The organism is Microvirga brassicacearum (assembly GCF_008757455.1).
GTDB classification, from domain to species: domain Bacteria; phylum Pseudomonadota; class Alphaproteobacteria; order Rhizobiales; family Beijerinckiaceae; genus Microvirga; species Microvirga brassicacearum.
This window is the reverse complement of record NZ_VCMV01000035.1, coordinates 49463-72100: the sequence shown is the minus strand read 5'-3', so window position 1 is coordinate 72100 and position 22638 is coordinate 49463. Positions and strand designations below refer to the sequence as shown.

The 22638-nt window shown below is 58.4% G+C and carries 20 protein-coding genes; 18 read left to right on the top strand and 2 right to left on the bottom strand.

Going from position 1 to position 22638, the window contains the following annotated elements; all coding sequences use genetic code 11:
- The first annotated feature begins 107 nt into the window (after window positions 1-107).
- The 11 genes from hutX to FEZ63_RS18495 all read left to right on the top strand — a co-directional run bounded on the left by hutX (window position 108) and on the right by FEZ63_RS18495 (window position 12536).
- Window positions 108-608 (top strand): heme utilization cystosolic carrier protein HutX, encoded by a 501-nt coding sequence (gene hutX, locus FEZ63_RS18545; protein WP_244622878.1) that lies wholly within the window; start codon window positions 108-110, stop codon window positions 606-608.
- Between the two features lie 271 nt (window positions 609-879).
- On the top strand, window positions 880-2244 hold the full coding sequence (locus FEZ63_RS18540; protein WP_150947237.1) for an NAD(P)/FAD-dependent oxidoreductase: 1365 nt from the start codon (window positions 880-882) through the stop codon (window positions 2242-2244).
- A gap of 263 nt (window positions 2245-2507) precedes the next feature.
- A complete protein-coding gene (locus FEZ63_RS18535; RefSeq protein ID WP_244622877.1) occupies window positions 2508-3857 on the top strand; it encodes an ABC transporter substrate-binding protein in 1350 nt (449 codons plus the stop codon).
- 226 nt (window positions 3858-4083) lie between these two features.
- Window positions 4084-5310: a mandelate racemase/muconate lactonizing enzyme family protein gene (locus FEZ63_RS18530; protein WP_150947235.1), complete on the top strand. Its 1227-nt coding sequence runs from the start codon at window positions 4084-4086 to the stop codon at window positions 5308-5310.
- 30 nt (window positions 5311-5340) lie between these two features.
- Window positions 5341-6954 (top strand): GMC family oxidoreductase, encoded by a 1614-nt coding sequence (locus FEZ63_RS18525; RefSeq protein WP_150947233.1) that lies wholly within the window; start codon window positions 5341-5343, stop codon window positions 6952-6954.
- A gap of 6 nt (window positions 6955-6960) precedes the next feature.
- Window positions 6961-7428, top strand: a complete 468-nt coding sequence (locus FEZ63_RS18520) for a hypothetical protein (RefSeq protein WP_150947231.1) — start codon at window positions 6961-6963, stop codon at window positions 7426-7428.
- A 96-nt stretch (window positions 7429-7524) separates the two neighbouring features.
- Window positions 7525-8364, top strand: coding sequence for a carbohydrate ABC transporter permease (locus tag FEZ63_RS18515; RefSeq protein ID WP_150947229.1), 840 nt, complete (start codon window positions 7525-7527; stop codon window positions 8362-8364).
- A complete protein-coding gene (locus FEZ63_RS18510) occupies window positions 8361-9221 on the top strand; it encodes a carbohydrate ABC transporter permease (protein ID WP_150947227.1) in 861 nt (286 codons plus the stop codon). The genes FEZ63_RS18515 and FEZ63_RS18510 overlap by 4 nt, the downstream gene beginning before the upstream one ends.
- A gap of 36 nt (window positions 9222-9257) precedes the next feature.
- A complete protein-coding gene (locus tag FEZ63_RS18505) occupies window positions 9258-9920 on the top strand; it encodes a GntR family transcriptional regulator (protein WP_150947225.1) in 663 nt (220 codons plus the stop codon).
- A 92-nt stretch (window positions 9921-10012) separates the two neighbouring features.
- On the top strand, window positions 10013-11098 hold the full coding sequence (locus FEZ63_RS18500; RefSeq protein ID WP_150947223.1) for an ABC transporter ATP-binding protein: 1086 nt from the start codon (window positions 10013-10015) through the stop codon (window positions 11096-11098).
- Entirely contained in the window at window positions 11091-12536 is a 1446-nt protein-coding gene (locus tag FEZ63_RS18495; protein ID WP_150947286.1) for an aldehyde dehydrogenase family protein, read from the top strand. The genes FEZ63_RS18500 and FEZ63_RS18495 overlap by 8 nt, the downstream gene beginning before the upstream one ends.
- 240 nt (window positions 12537-12776) lie before the next feature.
- Here FEZ63_RS18495 and FEZ63_RS18490 read toward each other — a convergent pair whose 3' ends face one another.
- Window positions 12777-13844 carry an ABC transporter ATP-binding protein gene (locus FEZ63_RS18490; protein ID WP_150947221.1) on the bottom strand — a complete coding sequence of 356 codons (1068 nt, stop codon included), beginning with the start codon at window positions 13842-13844 and terminating at the stop codon, window positions 12777-12779.
- A 118-nt stretch (window positions 13845-13962) separates the two neighbouring features.
- Between FEZ63_RS18490 and FEZ63_RS18485 the strand changes: the two genes are divergently transcribed.
- From FEZ63_RS18485 to FEZ63_RS18455, 7 genes are all read left to right on the top strand, one after another.
- The gene (locus FEZ63_RS18485) at window positions 13963-15144 is read left to right on the top strand and encodes a mandelate racemase/muconate lactonizing enzyme family protein (protein ID WP_150947219.1); all 1182 of its coding nucleotides are present in this window, start codon (window positions 13963-13965) and stop codon (window positions 15142-15144) included.
- A complete protein-coding gene (locus tag FEZ63_RS18480) occupies window positions 15144-15884 on the top strand; it encodes a GntR family transcriptional regulator (RefSeq protein WP_150947217.1) in 741 nt (246 codons plus the stop codon). The genes FEZ63_RS18485 and FEZ63_RS18480 overlap by 1 nt, the downstream gene beginning before the upstream one ends.
- 33 nt (window positions 15885-15917) lie before the next feature.
- A complete protein-coding gene (locus FEZ63_RS18475; RefSeq protein ID WP_150947215.1) occupies window positions 15918-17225 on the top strand; it encodes an ABC transporter substrate-binding protein in 1308 nt (435 codons plus the stop codon).
- A gap of 67 nt (window positions 17226-17292) precedes the next feature.
- Window positions 17293-18150, top strand: coding sequence for a carbohydrate ABC transporter permease (locus FEZ63_RS18470; RefSeq protein ID WP_162419784.1), 858 nt, complete (start codon window positions 17293-17295; stop codon window positions 18148-18150).
- Window positions 18151-18158: 8 nt separating this feature from the next.
- Window positions 18159-19061, top strand: a complete 903-nt coding sequence (locus tag FEZ63_RS18465) for a carbohydrate ABC transporter permease (protein WP_162419783.1) — start codon at window positions 18159-18161, stop codon at window positions 19059-19061.
- Between the two features lie 6 nt (window positions 19062-19067).
- Complete coding sequence (locus FEZ63_RS18460; RefSeq protein ID WP_150947209.1) at window positions 19068-19502, top strand: GlcG/HbpS family heme-binding protein; 435 nt, start codon at window positions 19068-19070, stop codon at window positions 19500-19502.
- Between the two features lie 11 nt (window positions 19503-19513).
- Window positions 19514-21247, top strand: coding sequence for a GMC family oxidoreductase (locus FEZ63_RS18455; RefSeq protein ID WP_150947207.1), 1734 nt, complete (start codon window positions 19514-19516; stop codon window positions 21245-21247).
- Between the two features lie 206 nt (window positions 21248-21453).
- Here FEZ63_RS18455 and FEZ63_RS18450 read toward each other — a convergent pair whose 3' ends face one another.
- Window positions 21454-22509 carry a LacI family DNA-binding transcriptional regulator gene (locus FEZ63_RS18450; protein WP_150947204.1) on the bottom strand — a complete coding sequence of 352 codons (1056 nt, stop codon included), beginning with the start codon at window positions 22507-22509 and terminating at the stop codon, window positions 21454-21456.
- Window positions 22510-22638 lie beyond the last annotated feature (129 nt).

Sequence of the window (22638 nt, the reverse complement as noted above, 5' to 3'; positions counted from 1 at the left end):
CCGCAAGCGCCGGCGATCCTTCTGTGCTCTGCGAAAGTCACGAATATTCGTAACGGAACCGTCGCCAAAATCCTTCAACACTTGCCATTTCAAGACGGAGCGTGCCGTTGACGAACAAGATGGGCGACCTGATCCGACAGGACCTTGCCGAACAGCCGGATGGCGTTCTCGAGATGATCGCGGAAAAGCGCGACGTGTCGATGCAGGCGGTCCTCGACTGCCTGTCTTCCGACGTTGCGTCCCGCGTCGCAGGCAGCTTGTTCGAGGAGATCTGGGGTGATCTGACGAGTTGGGGTCAAATCACGTTCGTGGTGTACACCGCCGATGGCTTCTTCGAGTGCGAAGGCGCCATTTCTCCCGGAGAATTCGGCCATGGCTATTTCAATGTGCATGGCGACAGCCCGATCGGCGGCCATCTACGGATGGACCGCTGCAGATACATTTACTTCGTTGACCGACCGTATTTCGGCACACGCTCCTGTTCGTTGCGCTTCATCAACGAAGAAGGTGGGGTGATGTTCACGATTTACGTCGGCTACAATAAGGATCACACGCTGAAGGCGGACCAGCTCGCGCGGTTCGAGTCGCTCCGCCAAAAAGCGAGATAGAAACCCGATCACGAGAGACGCATCCGTCCGTCGCTGGGTTCAAGTCCATGACAGCGCTCGTTTCCCCGTGTTGCGTTCCTCGCGTCCCGTTTATGATTTCAAGGTGGACGGCCTCCCTGGATCGGACCTCACGCACTAGAAATCGCTCCCGATTTTCCTGACAACGCGACCCTCGGACCCTCTTCCTAAAAAGAACAGCAGCCTTCCGCTCTGTCTGGTATATGAGGGCGTTCTCAGGGCTGCGGTGAGCGGCTTGATCCATGAGGCCGCAATGTCCCATTCGTCGAAAGTTGTCATCTGCGGCGCCGGCATCGCCGGCGTGGCAGCGGCCTATAGTCTTGCCGTCGAACATGGTCTCGACCATGTAGTGTTGGTCGACGAGGGCAATCCCCTCTCACTTACGTCGGATAAGTCGACCGAAGCCTACCGCAATTGGTGGCCCGGCCCCGATTGGGCCATGACCGCGTTCATGAACCGCAGCCTCGATCTCATTGAGGGAATCGCGCGTGCGACCGGCAACCGCATCAATCTCAATCGTCGTGGCTACGTGTTCGCGACCGCCGATGCGAGCAAGATTCCTTTTCTTGAGACCATGGCGAAAGCGGCCGAGGCGAATGGCGGAGGCCCCGCCAGGTTTCACGATACGGCGCAGAGTGCCTATACGCCGTCGTCCGAACGCGATTTCGATAGCACGTTGACGGGCGCAGACGTCATCACCGATGCGAGCTTGATCCGCCGGCAGTTTCCCTATCTGGCGCCGGAGACGGTCGCGGTCGTGCACGCCCGGCGCGCCGGCTGGCTCAGCGCCCAGCAGCTCGGAATGGTGATGCTGGAAGCGGCACGCGCGCGGGGCGTGCAAGTCATGAGAGGCCGGGTCGTCGGCATCGACACGGCCGGCGGCCGTGTTCGTGCGGTTCACGTCGAACAGCAGGACGAACACCAGACGCTCCCGGCGACGCATGTCGTGCTCGCCGGGGGACCCATGCAAGCCGAGATGGCGCGCATGATCGGCGTCGATCTCCCGATCAGAGCCGAGCGTCACTACAAGGTCAGTTTCTCAGACACGCTTGGCGCCCTACCGCGCAACGCGCCGATGTTGATCTGGCTCGACGAGCAGCATCTACCCTGGAGCGATGAGGAACACGCCGCGCTCGCTGAGGATGAGGAGGCGCAATGGCTCCTTGGGACATTTCCCGAGGGCGTGCATGGGCGACCTGATGGGGCATCGGCAACGCTCATCCTCTTCAACCACCATGGCGATGCGGTCGATCCGATCTTCCCGCTGCCCGAGCCGGCCCATTACGCTGAGATCGCGCTTCGAGGCATGTCGACGATGGTGCCGGCGCTCAAGGCCTACAACGGGAAGACGCCGCGGCCCTACATAGACGGCGGTTACTACATGAGGACGCAAGAGAACCGGCCGCTGATCGGGCCCGTTGCGGTTGAGGGCGCCTACATCTCGTGCGCGTTCTCAGGCTTCGGTGTGATGGCGTCGTGCGCAGGCGGGGAGCTCATCGCCCGCCATATCACAGGGGCCGCGTTGCCCGCCTACGCGCCGGCCTTTCTGCTGTCCCGCTATCAGGACGTCGCCTATAGCGCATTGCTTGATCGATGGGGCGACGGTGGTCAGCTCTGACGGATCCGGCCCTGCGGCGCCGGCCTCGCATCGCGCGGATTTCGCCGCCCTTAGCGTCCGCGAACGGACTCCCGTCCATCGTGTCCTGTCCTGTCGCAGCGCGGTTTGCGTTGGCGCAAGGGCTGCCGCTTTGCGCACCGTTGACGAGCCACGGTAGCCAAAAACTCTGAAAATTTGCGGCGGGCCGAGAAATCGGCGCTTGACAGAGGACTCATTCCCCGGGAAATATTCTATATAATATAGAATGTGCAAGGGAGAGATTTGTGAAACCATCGAAGGCAAATATGAAACACGGGCAATCCATGCTCGCTCGCGTGAGTGCCGCTGCCGTCTTGGTGACGGCGCCTGTCGCCACTCTCCATGCGCAAGGCCTCGGCAGTCCGAATGCCCCTGCCGAGATCAGGATTATGGCGAACGAGGCCTTTGCCAGCACATGGCAAACCCAGTTAGTGCCGGAGTTCAATAAGCGGTTTCCAAATGTGAAGGTCGTTATCGACGGGGTTCCATATGCGGAACTGTTACCCAAGATGATGCTTGATGCGATTAATGCCGACCCAGAGTACGACGTTCTCGTTATTGACGACCCTTGGGTGCCACAGCTTGCAGCCATCGGGGCTCTTGCCGACCTCAAGAACAAAGACGTCGCTGCGATCACGAGCGCAGACTATGACTGGGCGGACTTCAACGCAGCACCGCTAGCGGCCGGCGAGTGGAAGGGAATGCAATATGCGGTGCCGGTTCGCTCGAACATGCTGCTCATGTTCTATAATCGGACGTTGTACAAAAAGGCTGGCGTTCCCGAACCAACGCCCAAACTAACCTGGAACGAGTTTTTTACGCAGGCTAAAACGTTGGTGCAGGATACCAACGGAGACGGCAAGGAAGACGCCTGGGCTGTGGACACCTACTTCGTTCGCGACTCTCTTACGCCCACGATCTGGCAAGCGATACTGAATTCGAACGGCGGCAAGCTGCTTGACCAGTCCGGAGCCCCGGCATTCAACAATGAAGTCGGGGCCAAGGCTCTCGATATGCACAAGGATCTAGCGAAATACGGTCCACCGGGTGTTCTGGGACATGGGTACTCTGAGGCACTTCAGGCTTTCCGCCAGGGGAAAGTCGCCGTCATGTTCAACTGGGGAAGTGTGTACAAAGCGACAGCGATCGACGCAAACTCGACGACGCTCAAAGAGGATGAAGTCGGCATCCAGGTGATGCCCGTTGGCACGGATCGAGCTGGTACGCATCGCGGGGTCTGGAATGCGGGAATCAGCAGCAAAACAGAAAATCTGGCAGCGTCCTGGGCCTTCCTCCAATGGCTATCATCCAAGGAAGGCGAGAAGATCAACGCTTCATTGCTCGGGTCCTTTCCGGCACGGAAATCCACACTTGGAAGCAAGCCCGATGAAAAGTGGCTGGAACCTGTCTATCGTACCCTTCAGCAGTCGTACGAGCTTGCTGCGGAAGGAGAGATGTGGCGCATCCGCAGCCCGAAATCCAATGCTGCACAACAGGTGCTGGCCGACGAGGTTGCTCGCGCAATTGCTGGCCAGGTGAGCTCGAAAGAGGCGCTTCAAGCTGCGGCCACCAGAATCAAATCGACGCTCAAATGATTGTAGCCCCATAACCGGGGCACCAGAGATGCCCGCGAGTTGATTGTGAGAGCGGCAGGTGAAACCCTTCCCTCTCCTGGTGGCCTCGCGTGCAGCCGGCTCGTCACTCACGAACCACCGAAAAAATTGAACAACCGCTATCGCTTCGTCGGGTGAGGCGGTTTGGCGTCAACTGAAGAGCACGAGTGGACAAGTTTCATCGCGCCGGATTGAATTGAGGAAAACAATGTCAAAAAAAGCGATCGTAGGCGAAGTGAGGACGCTGTCCTGCAGCAATTCGTGGCGCAATTATAATTTTCTAAAAATCACGACTGAGGACGGAACGGTAGGCTGGAGCGAATTCGATGAAAGCTTCGGATCTCCAGGTGTCGCCAATGTGATAGGGCAGATTGGCCACCGGCTGATTGGCCAAAGTGCTATGAACCATGAACACATTCGAGAGGATTTGCGTGACTCGACGCGGCCAGGCGCGGGAGGTGTCATCGGGCAGGCCCTTGGCGCCATTGAGAATGCCCTGCTCGACGTGAAGGCAAAAACCCTTGATGTGCCCTGCTATGCTCTGCTTGGAGGGAAGGTCCGCGATAAGATCCGGGTTTATTGGTCACATTGTGTATCCTACCGCGCTCGCACCGAGCATTATACACCCGGCATCACCGATATTCATGGCGTTCGAGAGATTGGACGCGAGGTTGGTGAAAAAGGTTTCACAGCGCTCAAGACGAACATCTTCCATTATGACGGGGATGACAGGATTAGTGGTTGGTCTCCGGGTTTCGGCAGGCCGCATGATCCTGCCCGCAATGTCGACCGTAAAACTCTGAAGGATCTGCGCCGGCATCTCGAAGTGATGCGCGAGGCAGCAGGCCCGGATGTTGATATTCTGCTGGATCTCAACTTCAATGCCAGAACCGAGGGCTACCTGAAGCTCTTGCGCGAAATTGAGGATCTGGATCTCTTTTGGATCGAGCTAGATACGCTCGATCCAAAAGCGCTGGCGTACATCCGCTCGCAAAGCCGACATCCGATCGCGTCGTGCGAGACGTTGATCGGCTTGCAACAGTTTTTGCCTTTCTTCCGCGAACAGGCTGTGGACGTAGCGATCATCGATACCCCATGGAACGGCGTTTGGCAGTCTCTTAAGATCGCAGCGGCCGCGGAGGCTTACGAAACGAACGTGGCGTGCCATAACTTCTATGGACATCTGTGCACGATGATGAATGCGCATTTCAGTGCCGTCGTCCCGAATATGCGGATTATGGAAACCGACATCGACCGGGTGGCTTGGGACGCTGACCTCTTTACGCACCTCCCGGTATACAAGGATGGCTATTTGATCGTTCCCGACCGGCCGGGCTGGGGCACCGAGCCGATCGAGGCAGCACTGCGCGCGCACCCGCCTCTCGATTCTGTCGGGCCTGCCAAGAAAACACCAATCCCGCGACTTTCCGTCTGACGCAGATGTGAGACTGCAAGGAAAGTCCAGATGCAGAGTGTTACCAGAAACGAACCTGTCGACGTCCTCATCATCGGAGCGGGTGCCTCAGGGGCGGCGATTGCCTGGAGCCTGGCCGATACAAAAATGCGGATCCTGTGCCTGGAGCAGGGAGATTGGCCGCGGTCGTCTGACTTTCCCAGCACAGGTCGAGACTGGGAAGCCCGGCAGTCCGAAGACTACTCTATAAGCCCCAACCGCAGAGGATTGGCCGCAGACTATCCCATTAACGAGGACGACTCCTCGATCAAGATAGCCAACTACAACGGTGTCGGTGGCGGGACAGTGTTCTATGCCGGGCATTTTCCCCGTCTGCACCCCTCGGACTTTCGCGTTCGCTCCCTCGATGGCGTCGCCGATGATTGGCCGATCGATTATCGTACGCTGGAGCCGTTTTATGCTTTGAACGACCAGATGATGGGCGTCGCAAGTCTGGCCGGTGACCCGGCCTATCCACCCAAGGACGCTGTTATGCCTCCTATCCCGCTCGGGCGGACGGGCGAAAAGCTGGGTAGCGCGATGAACAAGCTCGGGTGGCACTGGTGGCCGTCCGATAGCGCGATCTCAACGCAAGAGTACCAAGGGCGTGCGCCTTGCATCAATCTGGGTCATTGCCCCGCCGGCTGCGCGCAAGGTGCCAAAGCCAGCACGGACGTCACCTACTGGCCCGAGGCTGTGCGGTCCCGCGTCGAACTTCGTACGCGGTGCCGGGTCAGCCGAATCGAGACCAACGACGAGCAGATGGCGACCGGCGCCTACTATTTCGATCCGGATGGCCAGGAGAGATTCCAGCCCGCCGAGATTGTTATCATGGCCTGCAACGGAATCGGGACGCCCCGCATCCTCCTGAACTCAGCCTCGGAACGTTTTCCCGGCGGGCTCGCGAACTCGAGCGGTCTGGTCGGGAAGAACCTGATGTTCCATCCCTACGCCCAGATCCGGGGACATTTCGATGAACCGCTCGACGGTTACCGCGGCCCCCCGATTTGCATCTGGAGCATGGAGTTCTACGAGACGGACCCGGCGCGAGGTTTCAAGCGGGGATACTGTTATCAGTTCTCGCGGGGACTGGGGCCGGTCCGCACAGCGACCACGGGTCTTGCCGACGGTCTCCTGCCATGGGGTGACGAGCACCACGCGGCTTTCCGCCGGCTCTTCTGTCGGAGCGCTGGGATGGTCTCCATATGCGAAGATCTTCCCGAAGAGATCAACCGGGTGACCCTGGATCCCCACTTGAAGGACATCAACGGGATTCCAGCACCGAAAATTACGTACAGGATCGGTGAGAACACCCAAAGAATGCTGGATCACTCCGTTGCTCGCGGCATCGAGATCCTCAAGGCCGCGGGAGCACGTGACATCACTTTCAAATCGCCCTTGCCCTATGCGGGTTGGCACCTGATGGGAACAGCACGCATGGGCCACGATCCGAAACGATCTGTCGTGAACGCATGGGGGCGCAGCCACGACGTAAAGAACCTTTTCATTGTAGATGGCAGCGTTTTCGTCACATCCGGCGGGGTCAACCCAACCGCGACGATTCAGGCCGTCGCCCTGTACGTTGCCGACCAGATCAAATCCCGCATCTATGACCTGTTCAACTGAGCCGACATGATTGCATCATCGCAGACGATAGCCCTCGATGAATTGTCCCCTGCCGAACAGGAGACGCTTCATTGTGTTGCCAGCCACATGATTCCGCCAAGTGAGGAGCTCGGGCTTCCGGGCGCAACGGATCCCGCCATCTTTGCCGATATCCTGAGGTCCATCGGCCGAGACCTGCCGGCGCTACGCCAAGCTCTTCACGCCATCACCGAAATGGCCGGAGGCCCGTTGGCTGTCTTGTCTTCGATCGAGCAACGGGCGCTGCTTTCCAGGTTTCGATCCGGCCGCCCCGATCTCGCCGGAGTTGTCGAGGCGGTGACGGTGCGATGCTACTACCGCGATGACCGCGTCATGTCGTCGGTCGGAATGGAAGTTCGCCCACCATTTCCTGTTGGCTTTGCTGTTCCACAGGGCGACTGGTCGTTGCTGGAGCCGGTCCGATCGCGCGGCAAGATTTACCGCGACGCAGATTAGAACGAAAGAGCGCACGTGTTGGCAAACTCGAGAATTCACGGCACCCGACGTGTTGCACGGGGAAGAGCAGGCGACCTGATATCACGATGGTCGTTCATGATGCCGTCGATCGTGCTCCTCTTGATCACGCTCGCCTACCCGATTTTCTACACCATCAACATCAGCTTTACGGAGTTTGATCTATCAACCTTCGGCGCCGGAGAATGGGTCGGATGGTCCAACTATGAGGAAGTCTTAAGCGATTACCGCTTCTGGGACGCGCTCCAAGTGACCTTGGTGTACCTCGTTATCGCGCTACCGCTCCAAATCGTTCTCGGCTTCTCGATCGCATTTTTGATCAATGCCGAGTGGTCGGGGCGAGGCGCGGTGCGGGCGCTGTTCATCATCCCAATGGTTGTCGCGCCAGTTGTGGCCGGCGGCATATGGCGCATGATCCTGGACCCCCTTTGGGGGCTGATGAACCACGCACTACAGACGATCGGCATCGGCCCGTTGGATTGGTTTGGCGATCCTCACCTGGCGATGGCAGCGGTCATCATCATCGACACATGGCGGTGGACGCCGTTCATCGTACTCATCGCCACGGCCGCACTTCTGGCGTTGCCGAAAGACGTCTTCGAGGCCGCGAAGATAGACGGCGCGGGGTGGTGGGCAACGCTCTGGTCTGTCGCGCTCCCGCTGCTCGTCCCGATCATCGCCGCTACATTCGTTATCCGCTGGCTAGGTGCCGTGAAGATGTTCGACATTGTTCTTGCGGCAACCTATGGCGGGCCCGGGAAGGCCACGAATGTCATCAACCTGTTCATCTATGAAGAGGCGTTCAGATCTCTCCGGTTTGCTGAATCGTCTGCCATGGCCGTTATCGTGCTTGTTCTGACGATGATCCTGACTGGTGTCTTCCTGTACGGCAGCCGGAAGCTGGAGGAACAGTTTTGAGCACATTCGCCACCGCCGCTGGACTTCGCTCGCAGACCCGGATGGGGCATCGGATCCGCGTCCTCGCGGGAGTCTTGATCACCCTGATTTTTCTGTTCCCCGTCTTCTGGATGGTGCTGACATCGTTCAAGCATCAGGTCGACATATTTACCACTCCACCCAAGTTTTTCTTCACGCCGACTTTTGCCACATACGTGGAGTATTTCCGGCGAGCTGATATCGAGCGCCGCCTGATCAATACCGTCATCGTCGCCGCAGGGTCGGGATTGCTGTCAATCGTCGTCGGCACAATGGCGGGCTACGCGCTCGCGCGCATCCGGCTGCGCGGCGCGGCGACGTTCGGGGTCCTGATTCTTCTCTCTCGCGGTGTCCCTCCGATCGCATTGGCGGTACCGATGTTCCTGGTTGCCCGGCAGCTTGGCCTTACCGACAAGCACATCACGTTGATCCTGGCCTACAGCACCTTCCTCATTCCCTATGTCATGTGGCTGATGCGGAGTTTCTTTATCTCTCTACCTCCAGAGCTCGAAGAATCGGCCATGATTGACGGCTGCTCGCGATACGGCGCTTTTTTCAAGATCATCTTGCCGATCTCTCTGCCGGGTCTGATCTCAACCCTGATTTTCAGTATGATCCTCGCATGGGAGGAACTCCTCTTTGCCTTGGTCCTGACAAACCGCGTTGCTTCCACGATCCCTGTTGCGATTGCCGGAATTGCGGGAGACACCATCAACGGTGCAAACTGGGGTGCCCTGACAGCCGTCGGGACGATCACAGTGGTGCCGGTCGTAATCTTCGCCTTGCTGGTGCAAAAGTGGTTGATACGAGGGTTAGCCGATGGAGCGACGAAGGGATAATTCGCCCCCTTTCGCGAGGCAGTACTGGAACAGCTTATGCAACATCCGAATATCTATGTGACGAAAACGGAAATGGCCCGCCGCCATATCCAGAATATGGTGCTATCCGGCGCTGTTCGACCGGGAGACCGGATTACGACACGTGAAGTGTCCACTGCGCTCGGAATCAGTGAAACTCCGATCCGCGAGGCGATCCGCAGCCTTGAGTCAGAAGGCTGGCTGGAAGTCCAAAGTCACGTCGGAGCCGTAGTGAAAGGCCTGCATGGGGACCAGATCCGTGAGATCAGCGCATTGCGCGGGCGTATTTGCGAGTTGGCCATCGAACTGGGCGCGCCGAATTTCAACGAAGCGCGCCTCAATCAGATCGACGAGGTCATCGACGCCTTGGACCAGGCTCTGCACAGTGGAGACTTGCAGCTGTTTGCATCCAAGAACTATGAGCTTCATGAGCTTTTATGCGATAATCCGCAGTCGCCCTGGTGCCACAGGCTTCTGAGCAACATGCTCGGTCTGATGTCGAGCCAAAGGCACGGTATTCCGCCGCAGCGTGAGCGCTTGGAGCAGGCTCAGAAGGAGCATCGGAAGATCCGGGATCTTCTGCGTGCGGGCGACTTCAAGGCTGCTGCGGAGATGGCCAAAGAACATGAGAGAATTACCGGTGATTTCCTTATCAGAGCAATCAGCGTTATCGGGCCATAACGCTCGGACGGCCTAGCCTTTTTGATCCAACGACGCAGCAGCACTCGAGCATCGCTGTCCGACCCGCTTTGATACAGAATGTGAGGACTGCAATGGGAACCGTTGATATTCGCGATGTCCGCAAATCATATGGTAGCGTCGAGGTACTACACGGCGTTTCGCTTCATATTAACGAAGGAGAGTTCGTTGCCCTGGTCGGGCCATCCGGATGCGGGAAGTCGACACTGCTGAGAATGATCGCCGGCCTGGAAGATGTCACTGATGGTGAGATTGCCATCGGGGATCGGATCGTCAACCACATCGCACCCAAAGATCGCAACATTGCGATGGTATTCCAGAATTACGCTCTCTATCCGCACATGAATGTCCGCGACAACATGGGATTCGCGTTGCGCCAGCGCCGGAGCCCGAAAACCGAGATTGAAAGCCGCGTCAACAACGCCGCGCGCATTTTGGGACTCGAAAATCTTTTAGATCGCAAGCCGCGAGCTCTTTCGGGTGGCCAGCGCCAGAGAGTAGCGATGGGACGAGCTATCGTTCGTGAACCAAACGTGTTTCTTTTCGACGAACCGTTGTCGAACCTGGATGCGAAGCTGCGAGTTCAGATGCGCTCTGAAATCAAAGAGCTTCATCAGCGGCTAAAGACCACAACAGTCTATGTAACCCATGATCAGATTGAGGCCATGACCTTAGCCGACCGGGTTGTGGTAATGAATGGCGGCGTGATCGAGCAGGAGGGGCCGCCGCTCGAACTGTACGACAACCCGGCCAGCCGTTTTGTAGCGGCCTTCATTGGCTCGCCGCCAATGAACTTTCTCGAGGGCAATGTTGGCGACGCGTCCCAACTCATCCTGGAGGACGGAACCAGGCTTCAGTTGCCTTTCACAAACCGCGTTGCGCAGACCAGAGTTACCATCGGCGTCCGCCCCGAACATTTTGAGCTTTCCAGCTCTGGCTGGCCGGCAACGGTCTCGGTTGTGGAGCCCACTGGATCGGAGACGCAAATCACCGCCCGCATCAGTGGTCACGTCGTTCGTGTTATTGTTCGTGGCCGGACATCCGTGCAGCCGGGCGAGAGGATTCATCTCTCCGTCCCCGGCCAGCTGATTCATACTTTCGATGGTGTTGCGGCGCCTGGTGACCACACAAATATCCAAAGAGCCAAACGATATGCTTGAACTAAGAAAGTTTTACGTTGGCGGGCAATGGGTGCGCGCGCACTCAAGCCGCGAACACGTCCTGATCAATCAGTCAACCGAGCAGGCCGTCGGTGTTGTTGCCTTGGGTGGCGCGCGCGACGTGGATGCCGCTGTTGCGGCAGCGCAGGCTGCGTTGCCATCCTGGTCATCGGCGAATGTCGTGGAGCGGATCACCCTGGTCGAGAGGATCCGCACGATTTATTCTGCAAGGGTGGACGAGGTAGCCCGAGCCATCTCCGTGGAAATGGGCGCTCCGATCGATTTTGCAATTTCACGGCAGGCGCCAGCCGCTATGCGCCACATGACAAACTTTCTGAAGGCGATGGAGACCTTCGAATTCGTCCGTCCTCTCGGAGATCACGCGCCGCACGACCGTATTCTGATGGAACCTATCGGCGTTGTTGGCCTGATCACTCCGTGGAACTGGCCAATGCATCAAGTCGCTCTCAAGGTCATTCCGGCGCTTTTAGCCGGCTGCACAATGGTGCTGAAACCTTCGGAATACGCGCCACTTTCTTCCATGCTTTTGGCTGAAATCATCGACGAAGCAGGAGTGCCGGCCGGGGTATTCAACCTTGTCCAAGGCGACGGTGAGGGAGTGGGAGCTGCCCTGGTCTCGCATCCTGATGTCTCCATGATCAGCTTCACAGGGTCCACAGGGGCCGGACGCAAAGTGCTCCAGGGATCTGCTGCCACTTTCAAACGTGTTGCCTTGGAACTGGGTGGAAAAGGGGCAAACCTCGTTTTTGCAGATTCGGACGATCAGGCTATCGAGCGCGGTGTGAAGCAATGCTTCTCAAACAGCGGCCAAAGCTGTAATGCCCCAACACGGATGCTTGTTGAGCGAGCGATCTACGAAGACGCAGTCGAGACGGCCCGACGCGTGGCAGAAACCATCACCGTGGGGGACCCCGATGTGCCAGGCTCCCACATCGGACCCGTGGTGTCGGCACGCCAGTTCGATCGGATTCAGTCTTTGATCCAGATTGGTGTTCGCGAAGGCGCTCGGCTGATCGCGGGCGGGCCTGGGCGGCCTTCGGGGTTCAACAGGGGCTACTTCGTCCGGCCGACTGTGTTCGCAGACGTCGCAAACGGGATGACCATCGCACAAGAGGAGGTTTTTGGACCAGTCCTGTCAATCATCCCGTTCGACACCGAGGATGAAGCAGTGGAGATCGCCAACGACACTCTCTATGGGCTCACCAATTATGTGCAGAGCCAGAATAGCGAGACACGACATCGCGTAGCACGGCGGTTGCGTTCGGGCATGATTGAGATGAACGGGCAGCCGCGGGGTGCTGGAGCGCCTTTCGGCGGTGTTCGACACTCCGGCGGCGCTCGAGAAGGCGGTGTCTGGGGCTTGGAGGAGTTTATGGTCGTGAAGTCTGTGTCTGGCTGGGGCAACTCTGTCCGATGATATAGGGAAGGTTCAATGTCATCTTCCCCTGGTGTGTCTCAAGTGATCCTCCCTGAACTATGTTTTGAGCCGAAGGAGGACTGATACGACAGGGCGCATGCGGCTGGCTCCGCCGCCAGGCCAGCCGTAGCGTGTTCTGCGAACTTGACCCTCGTGATCCGTTCGGCTTGAGCGAAATCGCAGCGCCGCGACGTTGCTGGCGATCTCGGGTCCTTCAGAGGTGTTAGGGCGCAGTCCCTCTCAGCAACTTGCAATCCTGATCTGAGTCGTCTTATCGAAAAGATGGATCCTTGCCGGATCCAGGCGCAATGAAATGCGGTCTCCGGGTTTTCCGTCGAACCGGTCCCGCAGAACGGCAACGACATCATGGTCGGCAACTCGCGCCACAATGTGCGTCTCCGAGCCGGTTGGCTCCACAATGAGAATCTCAGCCGGCACGCCATCCGGGTGCACGGTGATATGCTCGGGCCGAATTCCGAGAACGGCTTCGGCGCGGCATTTCATTGGAAGGCTTGCCAAGGGCAAGACGGTATTGCCGTTTAGCCGAAAGTGAGGAGCCGGGCCTTCCTCAATCTGGCCGTCGAGAAAATTCATCGCCGGAGATCCGAGGAAACCCGCAACGAATTGGTTTACCGGATAGTCGTACAATTCCAGCGGCGCGCCTGCCTGCTCTACCACGCCATCGTGCATGACGACAATTTTGTCTGCCATTGTCATAGCTTCGATCTGGTCATGGGTCACATAGACCGTTGTTGTCTTGAGACGCTGATGCAGCGATTTGACTTCGGCGCGCATCTTCACGCGAAGCTTTGCGTCGAGGTTTGAAAGCGGCTCGTCGAAGAGGAACACCGCCGGATCGCGCACAATCGCCCGGCCCATTGCGACGCGCTGGCGCTGGCCGCCAGATAATTCCCTTGGATAGCGCTTGAGCAAATGTCCGAGTCCCAGGATTTCCGCCGCACGGTTGATGCTGGTATCAAATTCCTGGCGCGATGCGCCCCTCAGGCTCAAGGAGAAACCCATGTTCTCCGCGACCGTCATGTGAGGGTAGAGTGCATAGTTCTGGAAGACCATCGCGATGTCGCGCTCTTTCGGCGGCAGATTGTTAACAACCCGACCGCCGATACTGATCTCTCCCCCGCTGATCGGTTCTAGGCCGGCAATCATTCGGAGCAGCGTCGACTTCCCGCAGCCCGATGGGCCAACAAGCGTGACAAACTCTCCATCTTCAATCGCAATACTCACGCCGTGAACCACCTGAACGGTGCCGTAGCTCTTTCGCACATGCGAGACGTCGATAGCTGCCATTCTCTTCCCTTTTCTCATCTGCGCGATGTCGCGGCGCTTTTCGGATCGTCAGTTTTCTCTTGACGGCTTCCGACGGGTGGGTCTTATATTATATAAATTATAATTTATCGGAAAAGCAATGAAGATCACGAGCCTGACCGCAATTCCACTCCAAGCCTCCTTCGCCGATATTTTTGGCGGCGCGGACAAAGTCCCGCCGCACATTTCAACGCCGGCCAGCCATTTTCGACGGATCAAACGCACCGGGCAGGTGACAACGCTGGTGGTCGTCCAAGGCGATGACGGATCGGTCGGTTATGGTGAAGCGTTCGGCCTCCCTCATCCGTATGCGGCGAGCGCATTGGTCAATCATGTGGTCGCACCTTTCCTCATCGGCGCTACAGTCGGTCGCCCGGCCGAAATGATGGCCGATCTCAGCCGCTATTTCGCAGCGCTGGGGAGCACACGCGGTCCCGCGATGGAAGCGCTCAGTGGTGTCGACATCGCGCTCTGGGACCTGCAGGCGAGAGCAAAAGGTGTTCCGCTCGCAACGCTTCTCGGCGGGACGCCCGGCCCTGTCGCCACCTATGTGAGCCCCGTTGGAATGCATGAGACGGTGGAGGCCTCGGCTCAGGCGGCCTTGTCGTTCGTCGAGCAGGGGTTCACGGCAATCAAACTCAAGATCGGCCGCGGTCGCGACACCGACGTGGCGCACTTGGCGGCAGTCCGCGAGGCCGTCGGATCTGCGATGCCGCTTTTCGTCGATGCGAACTGCGCATACGATGTCGCCACGGCGATCAAGATCGCATCTGCGCTGGAACCCTTCGATATCGGCTGGTTCGAGGAGCCGATTCCGCCCGACAATCCTCAGGCGCTTGCTCAGGTGAGGCGCGCATCTCCCGTCCCGATTGCGGCGGGCGAGAATGAGTTCACGATGGATGCATACAAGGCGCTGGTTGAGGCCGAGGCCGTTGATTTTCTGCAGCCGAATATCACCCGTTCGGGTGGCGTCTCCGGATTGCTGGATGTAGGCGCGTTGTGTGAGCAATCGGGCATCAAGATGGCGCCGCACGGCGTGGGTGGCTGCGTAGCGGTTGGAGCATCCCTCCATGCTTGCCGAGCAGCACAGGCTTTCCATTCCTATGAAGCCAACAGGTTGCTTAACCCGCTTCGGGACAATCTCGGGGTTCATCCCGTCCGCTTGGAAAATGGCTGCCTTATCGCGGAAGCACAGCCGGGACACGCGGGAGAGCCACACTTAGAGAAGCTCGCCAAGTACCGACTCGGTTCTGGCGAATATCGTCGAAACGAGGTCGCCTGATGCCCGTGTCCGTGCGCGACAGAACGCAGTTGGGCGAACTTATCGGCAAGCCCGGCGAGACGCTGAACGAGACGTTGTTCCGCACGCTGCTCGAGATGATCATCTCGGGCTATTTCGAAGAAGGTTTCCGGCTCTACCCGGAACGGCTTGCGGAGCAGTTCGGGGTCAGTCTCACACCCGTACGCGAGGCACTCATGCGCTTGGCGGCGGAAGGGTTCATCGAATCCGTGCAGCGCCGGGGCTTTCATGTACGACATCCCGACGCAAAGCAGGTTGTCGAACTCTGGCAGGTGCGCCTCGGCCTCGAACTCACAGCAGGCGAGATCCTGATCGAACGTCTGAAATCCGGGGAATTGAACCCGGATGTGCTTTCAGAGATGACGGCAATTCAGGCACAACTCGACGCACATGTCGCAACGATCAGCCACAGCGACAAGCTCGATCTCAACACGACGTTTCACAACAAGATCGTCGAATTGAGCGGCAACAGAATGCTCGCATCGCTCTATCGTGGGATCCAGATGCAGGTTCTCGGTGCGTGGGTACAGCGCGGCCTCACCTCGTGGCGCGAGCGCATGGTGTACGAAGCCGAAGAACATCACGCAATCATCGATGCCCTGAGGGCGACGGACAAAGTTGCTTATGCCAAAGCGGCACGGCGGCATCTAACGCGCTCGCAACGTGGAGCATTAGACGATCTGGCAGAAAAGCGTAGCTCAGAAGCGCTCGCCGGCAAGTAGCCAAACGAAACGAACAATCACCTGGAGGAGACCATGAAACCATCATTCAAAGCGTCTATCGCAGCCGGCCTGTTATCGCTCAGTGTTGCGTCGATTCCATTCCCGGCGCTGGCACAGAAGGCGACCGTCCGAATGTGGACCTTCCTTAATCCAGCTGGAACTACGCCCCGCGAGGTGACGCTTGCGAAGATCGTCTCCGATTTTCAGGCCGCCAATCCGGATATCGAAATCGTGACGGAAACCCACGCTTTCGACCAGCTCACACCGAAGTTTCTCGCTGCGCATGGCGCTGGGAAAGCGCCGGATATCATTTGGGCAGCGACGGATTTTCTTGGCGACGCAATTGGGGCGGGTTCGCTCGCCGATCTCAACGACCTGTTCATCAAGAAATGGACACCCGAACAGATCGCCGATCGCAAAGGACCCTATTGGGACCTCACCAACCGGAACGGCAAGCAGTACGCGCTCTTCACGTCGCGAAACTACATCTCGATCCTATACCGTCCAGACTTCTTCAAAGAAGCCGGCCTCGACCCTGCGACCATTAAAACGTGGGACGATTTCGTGAAAGCCGCGAAGGCTCTCACGGTGACCGATACATCTGGACAAATCGTGCGCTACGGCTTCGCCCAAGGATATAGCGAGCATCAGGCTGACCCCTTGCTGATGATCCCTATGGTTCTTGCAAGCGGCGAGGGTATTTTCAAGAAGGATGGCCGCGCGAATTTCGCCAGCCCGGCTGGCGTTGCCGCCATGAAGTTCCAGACAGACCTCATAAAAGAACACAAGGTCTCGCCGCCGCAAGCCGCGACCTGGACAGTGGACGATGTCTACGAGCAGTTCGCGTCGGGGCGGGCGGCGATGATTCTCGGTGCCAGCGTGCGCGTATCGACGCTCCAATCCAAGCTGGGAGACGACAAGGTCGGGATGATGCTGTGGCCTGGAAGCGGCGACGTGAAGCACGCGCCTGCTGTCATGGCGGGGTGGGCCGTCGGGGTGTGGTCCGGCAGCAAGGTCAAGGCACAGGCGGGTAAATTCGTCGAGTACATGCTCGGGCCGGATGGCGACAAGCTTTGGGTGACATCTGGAGGTCAGTCTCCCGGCCTGCAGTCGACGTTGAATGGGCTCGGTGACTTTACCAAGCAGCCCGGCAAAGCGTATCTGAACGTCGCTTCGGAGGGCTCGGCCAACTATGGCTGGCTGGCGCCGATCGACTTCTCCGCTGGTGGATACCGCCAGGCGCTCAACAAGGCGGGCCAGCGTATTCTCGTCAACGGCGAGGACGTAAAAACTTCGCTTGAGCGAGCGGAAGCCGAATTCAACCGGCAGCACAAGCGCTGACATGGAACGGGCGCGACGGCAATCCGTCGCGCCCTCCAAGCAAGAGCCCTCTGCACTGAGAGTCGCAATGCATCCGAAATACACTGGCATCCAATATATTATCCCAGCGTTCGCGTTGCTGACGCTCGTGCTTTTTTCCCCCGTGTTCTATGGCGTGTGGTTCAGCCTTTTCCATATTCAGTACGGAGCCGCTACTACATTTGCGGGCGTGCAGAATTATCAGGATCTTCTTGCCGATCCGACACTGCCCGGGACGCTGCAACGCAGCATCATCTTTACTGGGGCAGCCGTCTCCATCACGATCGTTCTCTCCCTTGCGTTGGCGGTATGGATCCACAAGCTCGGGGAACGGCGAGGATTTCTCGTGCAGATGGTCGTGATCGTTCCATGGATCATCTCGACGGTCGTCGCGACTCTTCTGTTCCGGTGGGTATTTGTGAACGACATCGGCCTTGCTGGCTCAATCGTAAAGATGATGGGTCTCGATGAGATCCACCTCCTCAACAGCCCTCACTCCGCCATGGCGCTGCTTATCGCGGTGTCAGTTTGGAAACGCATCGGTTACGCGGTGATCATTCTCCTCGCAGGTCTGAAGGGCATTCCGGATGATTATGAGGAGGCGGCACGGATCGATGGCGCCACCCCTTGGCAGATTTTCAGGCGCATTACTTTCCCGCTGCTGAAGACGCCGCTGCTGCTCGTGGCGATCGTCCTGACACTCTCCAATCTCAACACCGTCGAAACACCGCTAGTCCTCACGGGCGGGGGCCCTGGCGATGCGACGCGCATTCTGCCGATGGATGTCTTCGACCGCGCCTTCATCACGTACGACCTTGGTTCCGCGACGGCTCTCGCGCTGGCAATGTTTTTTGGAAACGTCTTGTTGGTGCTGGCCTATGTCCGGCTCGCCAAATGGAAGACCTGAGGATCAAAATGTCAGCGAACTCAGTCGCCACGGCCCGATTGTCTGCCGGTCATGAGAGGGTATTGCCGTCGCGGCGGCGTGCCTTGCCCCTCGTAGGGGGAATCATCATTGCGGCTCTTTTCAGCCTGCTCATGATCCTCAATCTGCTTCCCCTGGTGTGGGGGATGTTAACTTCGCTCAAGGCCGAGCCTGATCTGTTTCGGTTTCCACCCGTTATTTTCGATTTCGCGCCGACGCTGGACAACTATAAGCGGGTGATCGAAAGCGGCTTTCTCGGCAACATGCAGGCAAGCCTCATTTATTGTGTGATCACGGTCGTGTCAGCTCTCGCGCTGGCGCTTCCTGCCGCCTACGCCTTCGATCGGTTCAACTTTCCATTCCGCCAACCGCTTTTCCTGCTGATTGTGGCTAGCATCCCGCTTTCGCTTGGCGCGGCAGCGTTGTTGATCCCGAATTACCTGTATTTTACGAAACTCGGACTGACGAACGCTTGGTTCACACTTCCGTTGATCTACACCGCTCATCAATTGCCCATGGCGATCTGGATCATCAAGGGAACGCTTGAGGGAATCCCGAAGGAACTTGATGAAGCAGCTATCGCCGATGGTGCGAGCCATTTCGGCATCCTGCGCCATATAATCCTGCCGCTGAGCAGGCCCGCGCTTGGCGCTGCCGGCGTACTGGTTTTCGTCGGATCATGGAACGAGTTCGTGGCGAGTTCGGTCATGGTCGACAGCCCGGCACTGCGGCCGATTCAACCCGCGATCTATAACTTCATCGGCTTCTTCGGCCGCGAATGGGGGCCGCTAACCGCGTCGGCAATGCTCGCCATTATCCCGATCCTGATAACGTTTGCGTTGCTGGGACGCTTGATCGTGTCGGGTTTGACTAAGGGTTCCGTGAAAGGTTGAATAAAAATGCGTAAGTTACAAACAATCGATGCTGCCGAAGCAGGCGCCGTGGTCGACGCTGCCGCTGCCCGGGCCACCGAAATGGGTGTGCCGCAAAACATCGCTATTGTTGATGAGGCGGGTCATCTCGTGGCGTTCCGACGGATGGACGGTGCCAAGTTCATTTCCATCGAAATTGCATTGGCCAAAGCCTTCACGGCAGCAGGCGCGCGGAAAGCGACGCGAGACATTGCGCCCGTGACGATCCCCGGAGAGCCAGGTTTCGGCATCCAGAATCTCCTTGGCGGACGCTTCACCACTCTTGCCGGAGGAATTCCTCTTAAGCTCGGAGACGTGGTCGTCGGGGCAATCGGTGTCAGCTCTGGTTCGACACAAGAGGATCACGTCGTGGCCCAGGCCGGCGCCGATTTCTTCGCATCCGGCCGTCCCGGGCAACAATAAGGATCTCTGCTATGTGGGATATGATCATCGTCGGTGGCGGCAGTGCCGGCTGCGTACTCGCAAACCGACTCTCGGCTGACAAGCAGCGCAAGGTGCTGCTCATCGAGGCAGGGCGTGACGTAAAGCCAGGTGAGGAGGGATCCGCGATCCTCGATACCTATCCTGGTCGGGCAGCCTTCGATCCGCGCAACCACTGGCAGGGATTGAATGTTACGACTGAACCGAATCTCCACAATCGGCCCGGCGTAGCAAAGCAGCGCAAATACGAGCAGCCAAAGCTGCTTGGCGGCGGCTCGAGCATCAATGGCCAGATCGCTAACCGCGGTACCCCGGACGATTACGACGGTTGGGCGGCGATGGGCGCCACAGGGTGGGATTGGTCATCGGTACTTCCCTATTTCAAGAAGCTGGAGACCGATCTCGATTTCTCAGGTCCGTTGCATGGATCGGATGGTCCGATTCCGGTTCATCGCATTCCGCACGCCCTTTGGCCCCCTGTCTCGCGCGCCGCGGAAGATGCGTTCGGTGAATTAGGGTACGAGAATATCTTGGATCAGAATGGAGTCTATGGCGACGGATACTTCGCCATGACCCTTTCGAACAATGGCGAGCATCGTGTGTCAGCCGCGATGGCCTACCTCGATGCGGAAACCAGGAAGCGGCCCAATCTCCGAATCATGACAGACACGCAAGTCCTGACGCTGGTCGTGGACGGCAATCGGATCACCGGCGTCAATGTCATTCGGGACGGCAAGTCCGAGCGGCTCGACGGGCGCGAGGTCATCGTATCGTCCGGAGCGGTGCATTCGCCAGCGCTTCTAATGCGCTCCGGGATTGGGCCCGCGACCGAGCTACGGAAGCTTGGGATCTCGTGTCACATCGATTTGCCGGGGGTCGGCCAGAACCTTCAGGAACATCCAGGCATCTCGCTTTCGGCGTTCCTGAAGCCGCCCGCCCGCCTGACAAACACCACGAGACGCCATATCCACCTCGGGCTTCGTTACAGCTCCGGCGAAGAAGGGTGCGGTGCCTCCGACATGTTCATGATGATGGTCGCGAAATCGGCCTGGCATCCGCTCGGGAGACGGATTGCGACGCTGATCTCTTGGATAAATACTGTCGAGTCCAAGGGGCATGTCTCACTGGTCAGCGCGGATCCCGCGGCAGAGCCGACGGCGAGTTTCAACTACTTGTCCGACTCTCGGGATCTGCGTCGCTTGTCCGCATCCGTTCACTTGATGGCAAAGGTCTTCGCCACACCGGCGCTGTCAGGCCTGGTCGAGACCCCCGGACCGTCAAGCTACAGCGGTTTCGCCAAGTCGCTAGGACGGCAGAGCGTCCGCAACTACCTTATGACGGCGCCGTTGGCACTGGTGATCGATCTGCTTCCTCCCGTTCGCCGTGAATTCTTCCGACGGGCAGTTTCTGGTGGAATCACTCTGGAGAACCTTCTTTCTGATCAGGATGCCGTCGAGGATTACGTGCGAGCAAACGCATTTGGCCAATGGCATGCCTGTGGCACCTGCAAGATGGGGCAAGACAGGGAGGCGGTGGTCGCGCCCGAAAGCGCCCGTGTGATTGGTTGCGAGGGATTGCGCGTGGCCGACGCGTCCATCATGCCGTCTGCTCCCCGCGCAAACTTGAACATCCCCGTGATCATGGTTGCCGAAAAGGTATCGGATCAGATCATCGCTGACGAGAAGGCAAGCGGAGTGCGATCGTCACCGTTCGTCTCCATTGCGTGAACTCGACCAGATCAGCATTTGCTGCGGTTGCGTAGGCATTTGATGACTATACACGCTCGATGCTGACACATTGAGGAGCAACGCTGGATCATCAGGTCAGCGCTCGCTCCACGGTGCGGAAATCGTCCTAGCGAGGTGGTTCGCGAGCGTCGGCTGAGCGATCGAATGCCTGGAGCGCCTTCTCAAACGGGAAGGTCTCTCCCCTGTCAGCGGCGGTTGACCCGCCTTAGCGTGCCACCATTGGCAATCTCGACTGACAAGACGAGGTGTTGCCCAGGTCCGCCCTCCTGCTCGACACGCGCGATCAAAGCGCGACCCGCTTCCTGTCCTATTTCATAGGCGGGGGACGTGACGCTCGTGAGCAAAGGAGACGACAGATTGCGAAACCAGAATGCGTTGAATCCGGTCACCATGATGTCCTTGGGAACCGAGAGGCCGCATCGCTTGGCCGCGCTAATTGCCGCGACCCCGATCTGATCGTTGGCTCCCATGATCGCATCAGGAACTTGGTCCTGGCCGAGATATCGCACGATTGTCTCAATCGTCTTGTCGAAATCGGCTTCATCACAGGACAGGCAATCAACCTCGGCGTGTCCTGCAGCCGCATCGAGAATTCCATCGCGCCGGCGTTCGACCGCGGGCCAGCTCTGGCTCGGCACAACGAGCAGGATCCGACGCGCCCCGAGATCGATCAGGGATCGGGCGAGCCGGAACGCCCCGCCTCGGTCATCCTGGAGGACAGAACTTACGGCGCCCATCCCGCGCGGCGGCGTATCCTGAACGATGAGCATCGGGCAATGCAGCTTCGATAATATGCGATAAGCTTGATTCCGTTCCGAGCGTTGACCGGATACCATCACTGCGAGCCCGTCGAAACTCGCCACACGCCGGGTTGCGGTTTCGAGGTCCTTGAGATCCTGCACGCCATTGACCATAAGGCCGTAGCCGATGGTGGCAAGAAAGTTGCTCATCCCGGCGGCAACCTGGGTGATATAGGGGTCATCCAGAAAGCGCCTATCGGGGTGCATGATCGTGAGGCCGATCGCAAATTCCCGCTGAAGACGCAAGCTCCGGCCGCGACGCTGGGGTCTGTAACCGATTTCCTCGATCACCTCGTGAACACGTTGCGCCACGTCTTTTCCGACACGGGCCGTGCGTCCGTTGATGACGTTCGAAACCGTCATCACTGAAACGTTGGCGAGGCGCGCCACGTCGCGCAAAGATGGCGGCTGCATCCGCTCCGTTGCATCGCTCCCGCCCATCCGCGCCCTCCAAACCGCCTGCGGGATCAAGTCCCGTCATCGACATTCGCTACCACTCATTCCAATTAAAATCTTCTTGATTTAACGATAAATCAATGGCGGAATATAGATGACGCATCGTCAGCCAGC

What these genes read in the sequence shown, in the direction of transcription:
- FEZ63_RS18475 (WP_150947215.1), top strand. Translation starts at nt 15,918, where the DNA reads ATGAAACCATCATTCAAAGCGTCTATCGCAGCCGGCCTGTTATCGCTC.
- FEZ63_RS18455 (WP_150947207.1), top strand. Translation starts at nt 19,514, where the DNA reads ATGTGGGATATGATCATCGTCGGTGGCGGCAGTGCCGGCTGCGTACTC.
- FEZ63_RS18525 (WP_150947233.1), top strand. Translation starts at nt 5,341, where the DNA reads ATGCAGAGTGTTACCAGAAACGAACCTGTCGACGTCCTCATCATCGGA.
- FEZ63_RS18485 (WP_150947219.1), top strand. Translation starts at nt 13,963, where the DNA reads ATGAAGATCACGAGCCTGACCGCAATTCCACTCCAAGCCTCCTTCGCC.
- FEZ63_RS18495 (WP_150947286.1), top strand. Translation starts at nt 11,091, where the DNA reads ATGCTTGAACTAAGAAAGTTTTACGTTGGCGGGCAATGGGTGCGCGCG.
- FEZ63_RS18505 (WP_150947225.1), top strand. Translation starts at nt 9,258, where the DNA reads ATGCAACATCCGAATATCTATGTGACGAAAACGGAAATGGCCCGCCGC.
- FEZ63_RS18480 (WP_150947217.1), top strand. Translation starts at nt 15,144, where the DNA reads ATGCCCGTGTCCGTGCGCGACAGAACGCAGTTGGGCGAACTTATCGGC.
- FEZ63_RS18540 (WP_150947237.1), top strand. Translation starts at nt 880, where the DNA reads ATGTCCCATTCGTCGAAAGTTGTCATCTGCGGCGCCGGCATCGCCGGC.
- FEZ63_RS18515 (WP_150947229.1), top strand. Translation starts at nt 7,525, where the DNA reads ATGATGCCGTCGATCGTGCTCCTCTTGATCACGCTCGCCTACCCGATT.
- FEZ63_RS18500 (WP_150947223.1), top strand. Translation starts at nt 10,013, where the DNA reads ATGGGAACCGTTGATATTCGCGATGTCCGCAAATCATATGGTAGCGTC.
- FEZ63_RS18465 (WP_162419783.1), top strand. Translation starts at nt 18,159, where the DNA reads ATGTCAGCGAACTCAGTCGCCACGGCCCGATTGTCTGCCGGTCATGAG.
- FEZ63_RS18530 (WP_150947235.1), top strand. Translation starts at nt 4,084, where the DNA reads ATGTCAAAAAAAGCGATCGTAGGCGAAGTGAGGACGCTGTCCTGCAGC.
- FEZ63_RS18470 (WP_162419784.1), top strand. Translation starts at nt 17,293, where the DNA reads ATGCATCCGAAATACACTGGCATCCAATATATTATCCCAGCGTTCGCG.
- FEZ63_RS18520 (WP_150947231.1), top strand. Translation starts at nt 6,961, where the DNA reads ATGATTGCATCATCGCAGACGATAGCCCTCGATGAATTGTCCCCTGCC.
- FEZ63_RS18450 (WP_150947204.1), bottom strand. Translation starts at nt 22,509, where the DNA reads ATGGGCGGGAGCGATGCAACGGAGCGGATGCAGCCGCCATCTTTGCGC.
- FEZ63_RS18490 (WP_150947221.1), bottom strand. Translation starts at nt 13,844, where the DNA reads ATGGCAGCTATCGACGTCTCGCATGTGCGAAAGAGCTACGGCACCGTT.
- FEZ63_RS18460 (WP_150947209.1), top strand. Translation starts at nt 19,068, where the DNA reads ATGCGTAAGTTACAAACAATCGATGCTGCCGAAGCAGGCGCCGTGGTC.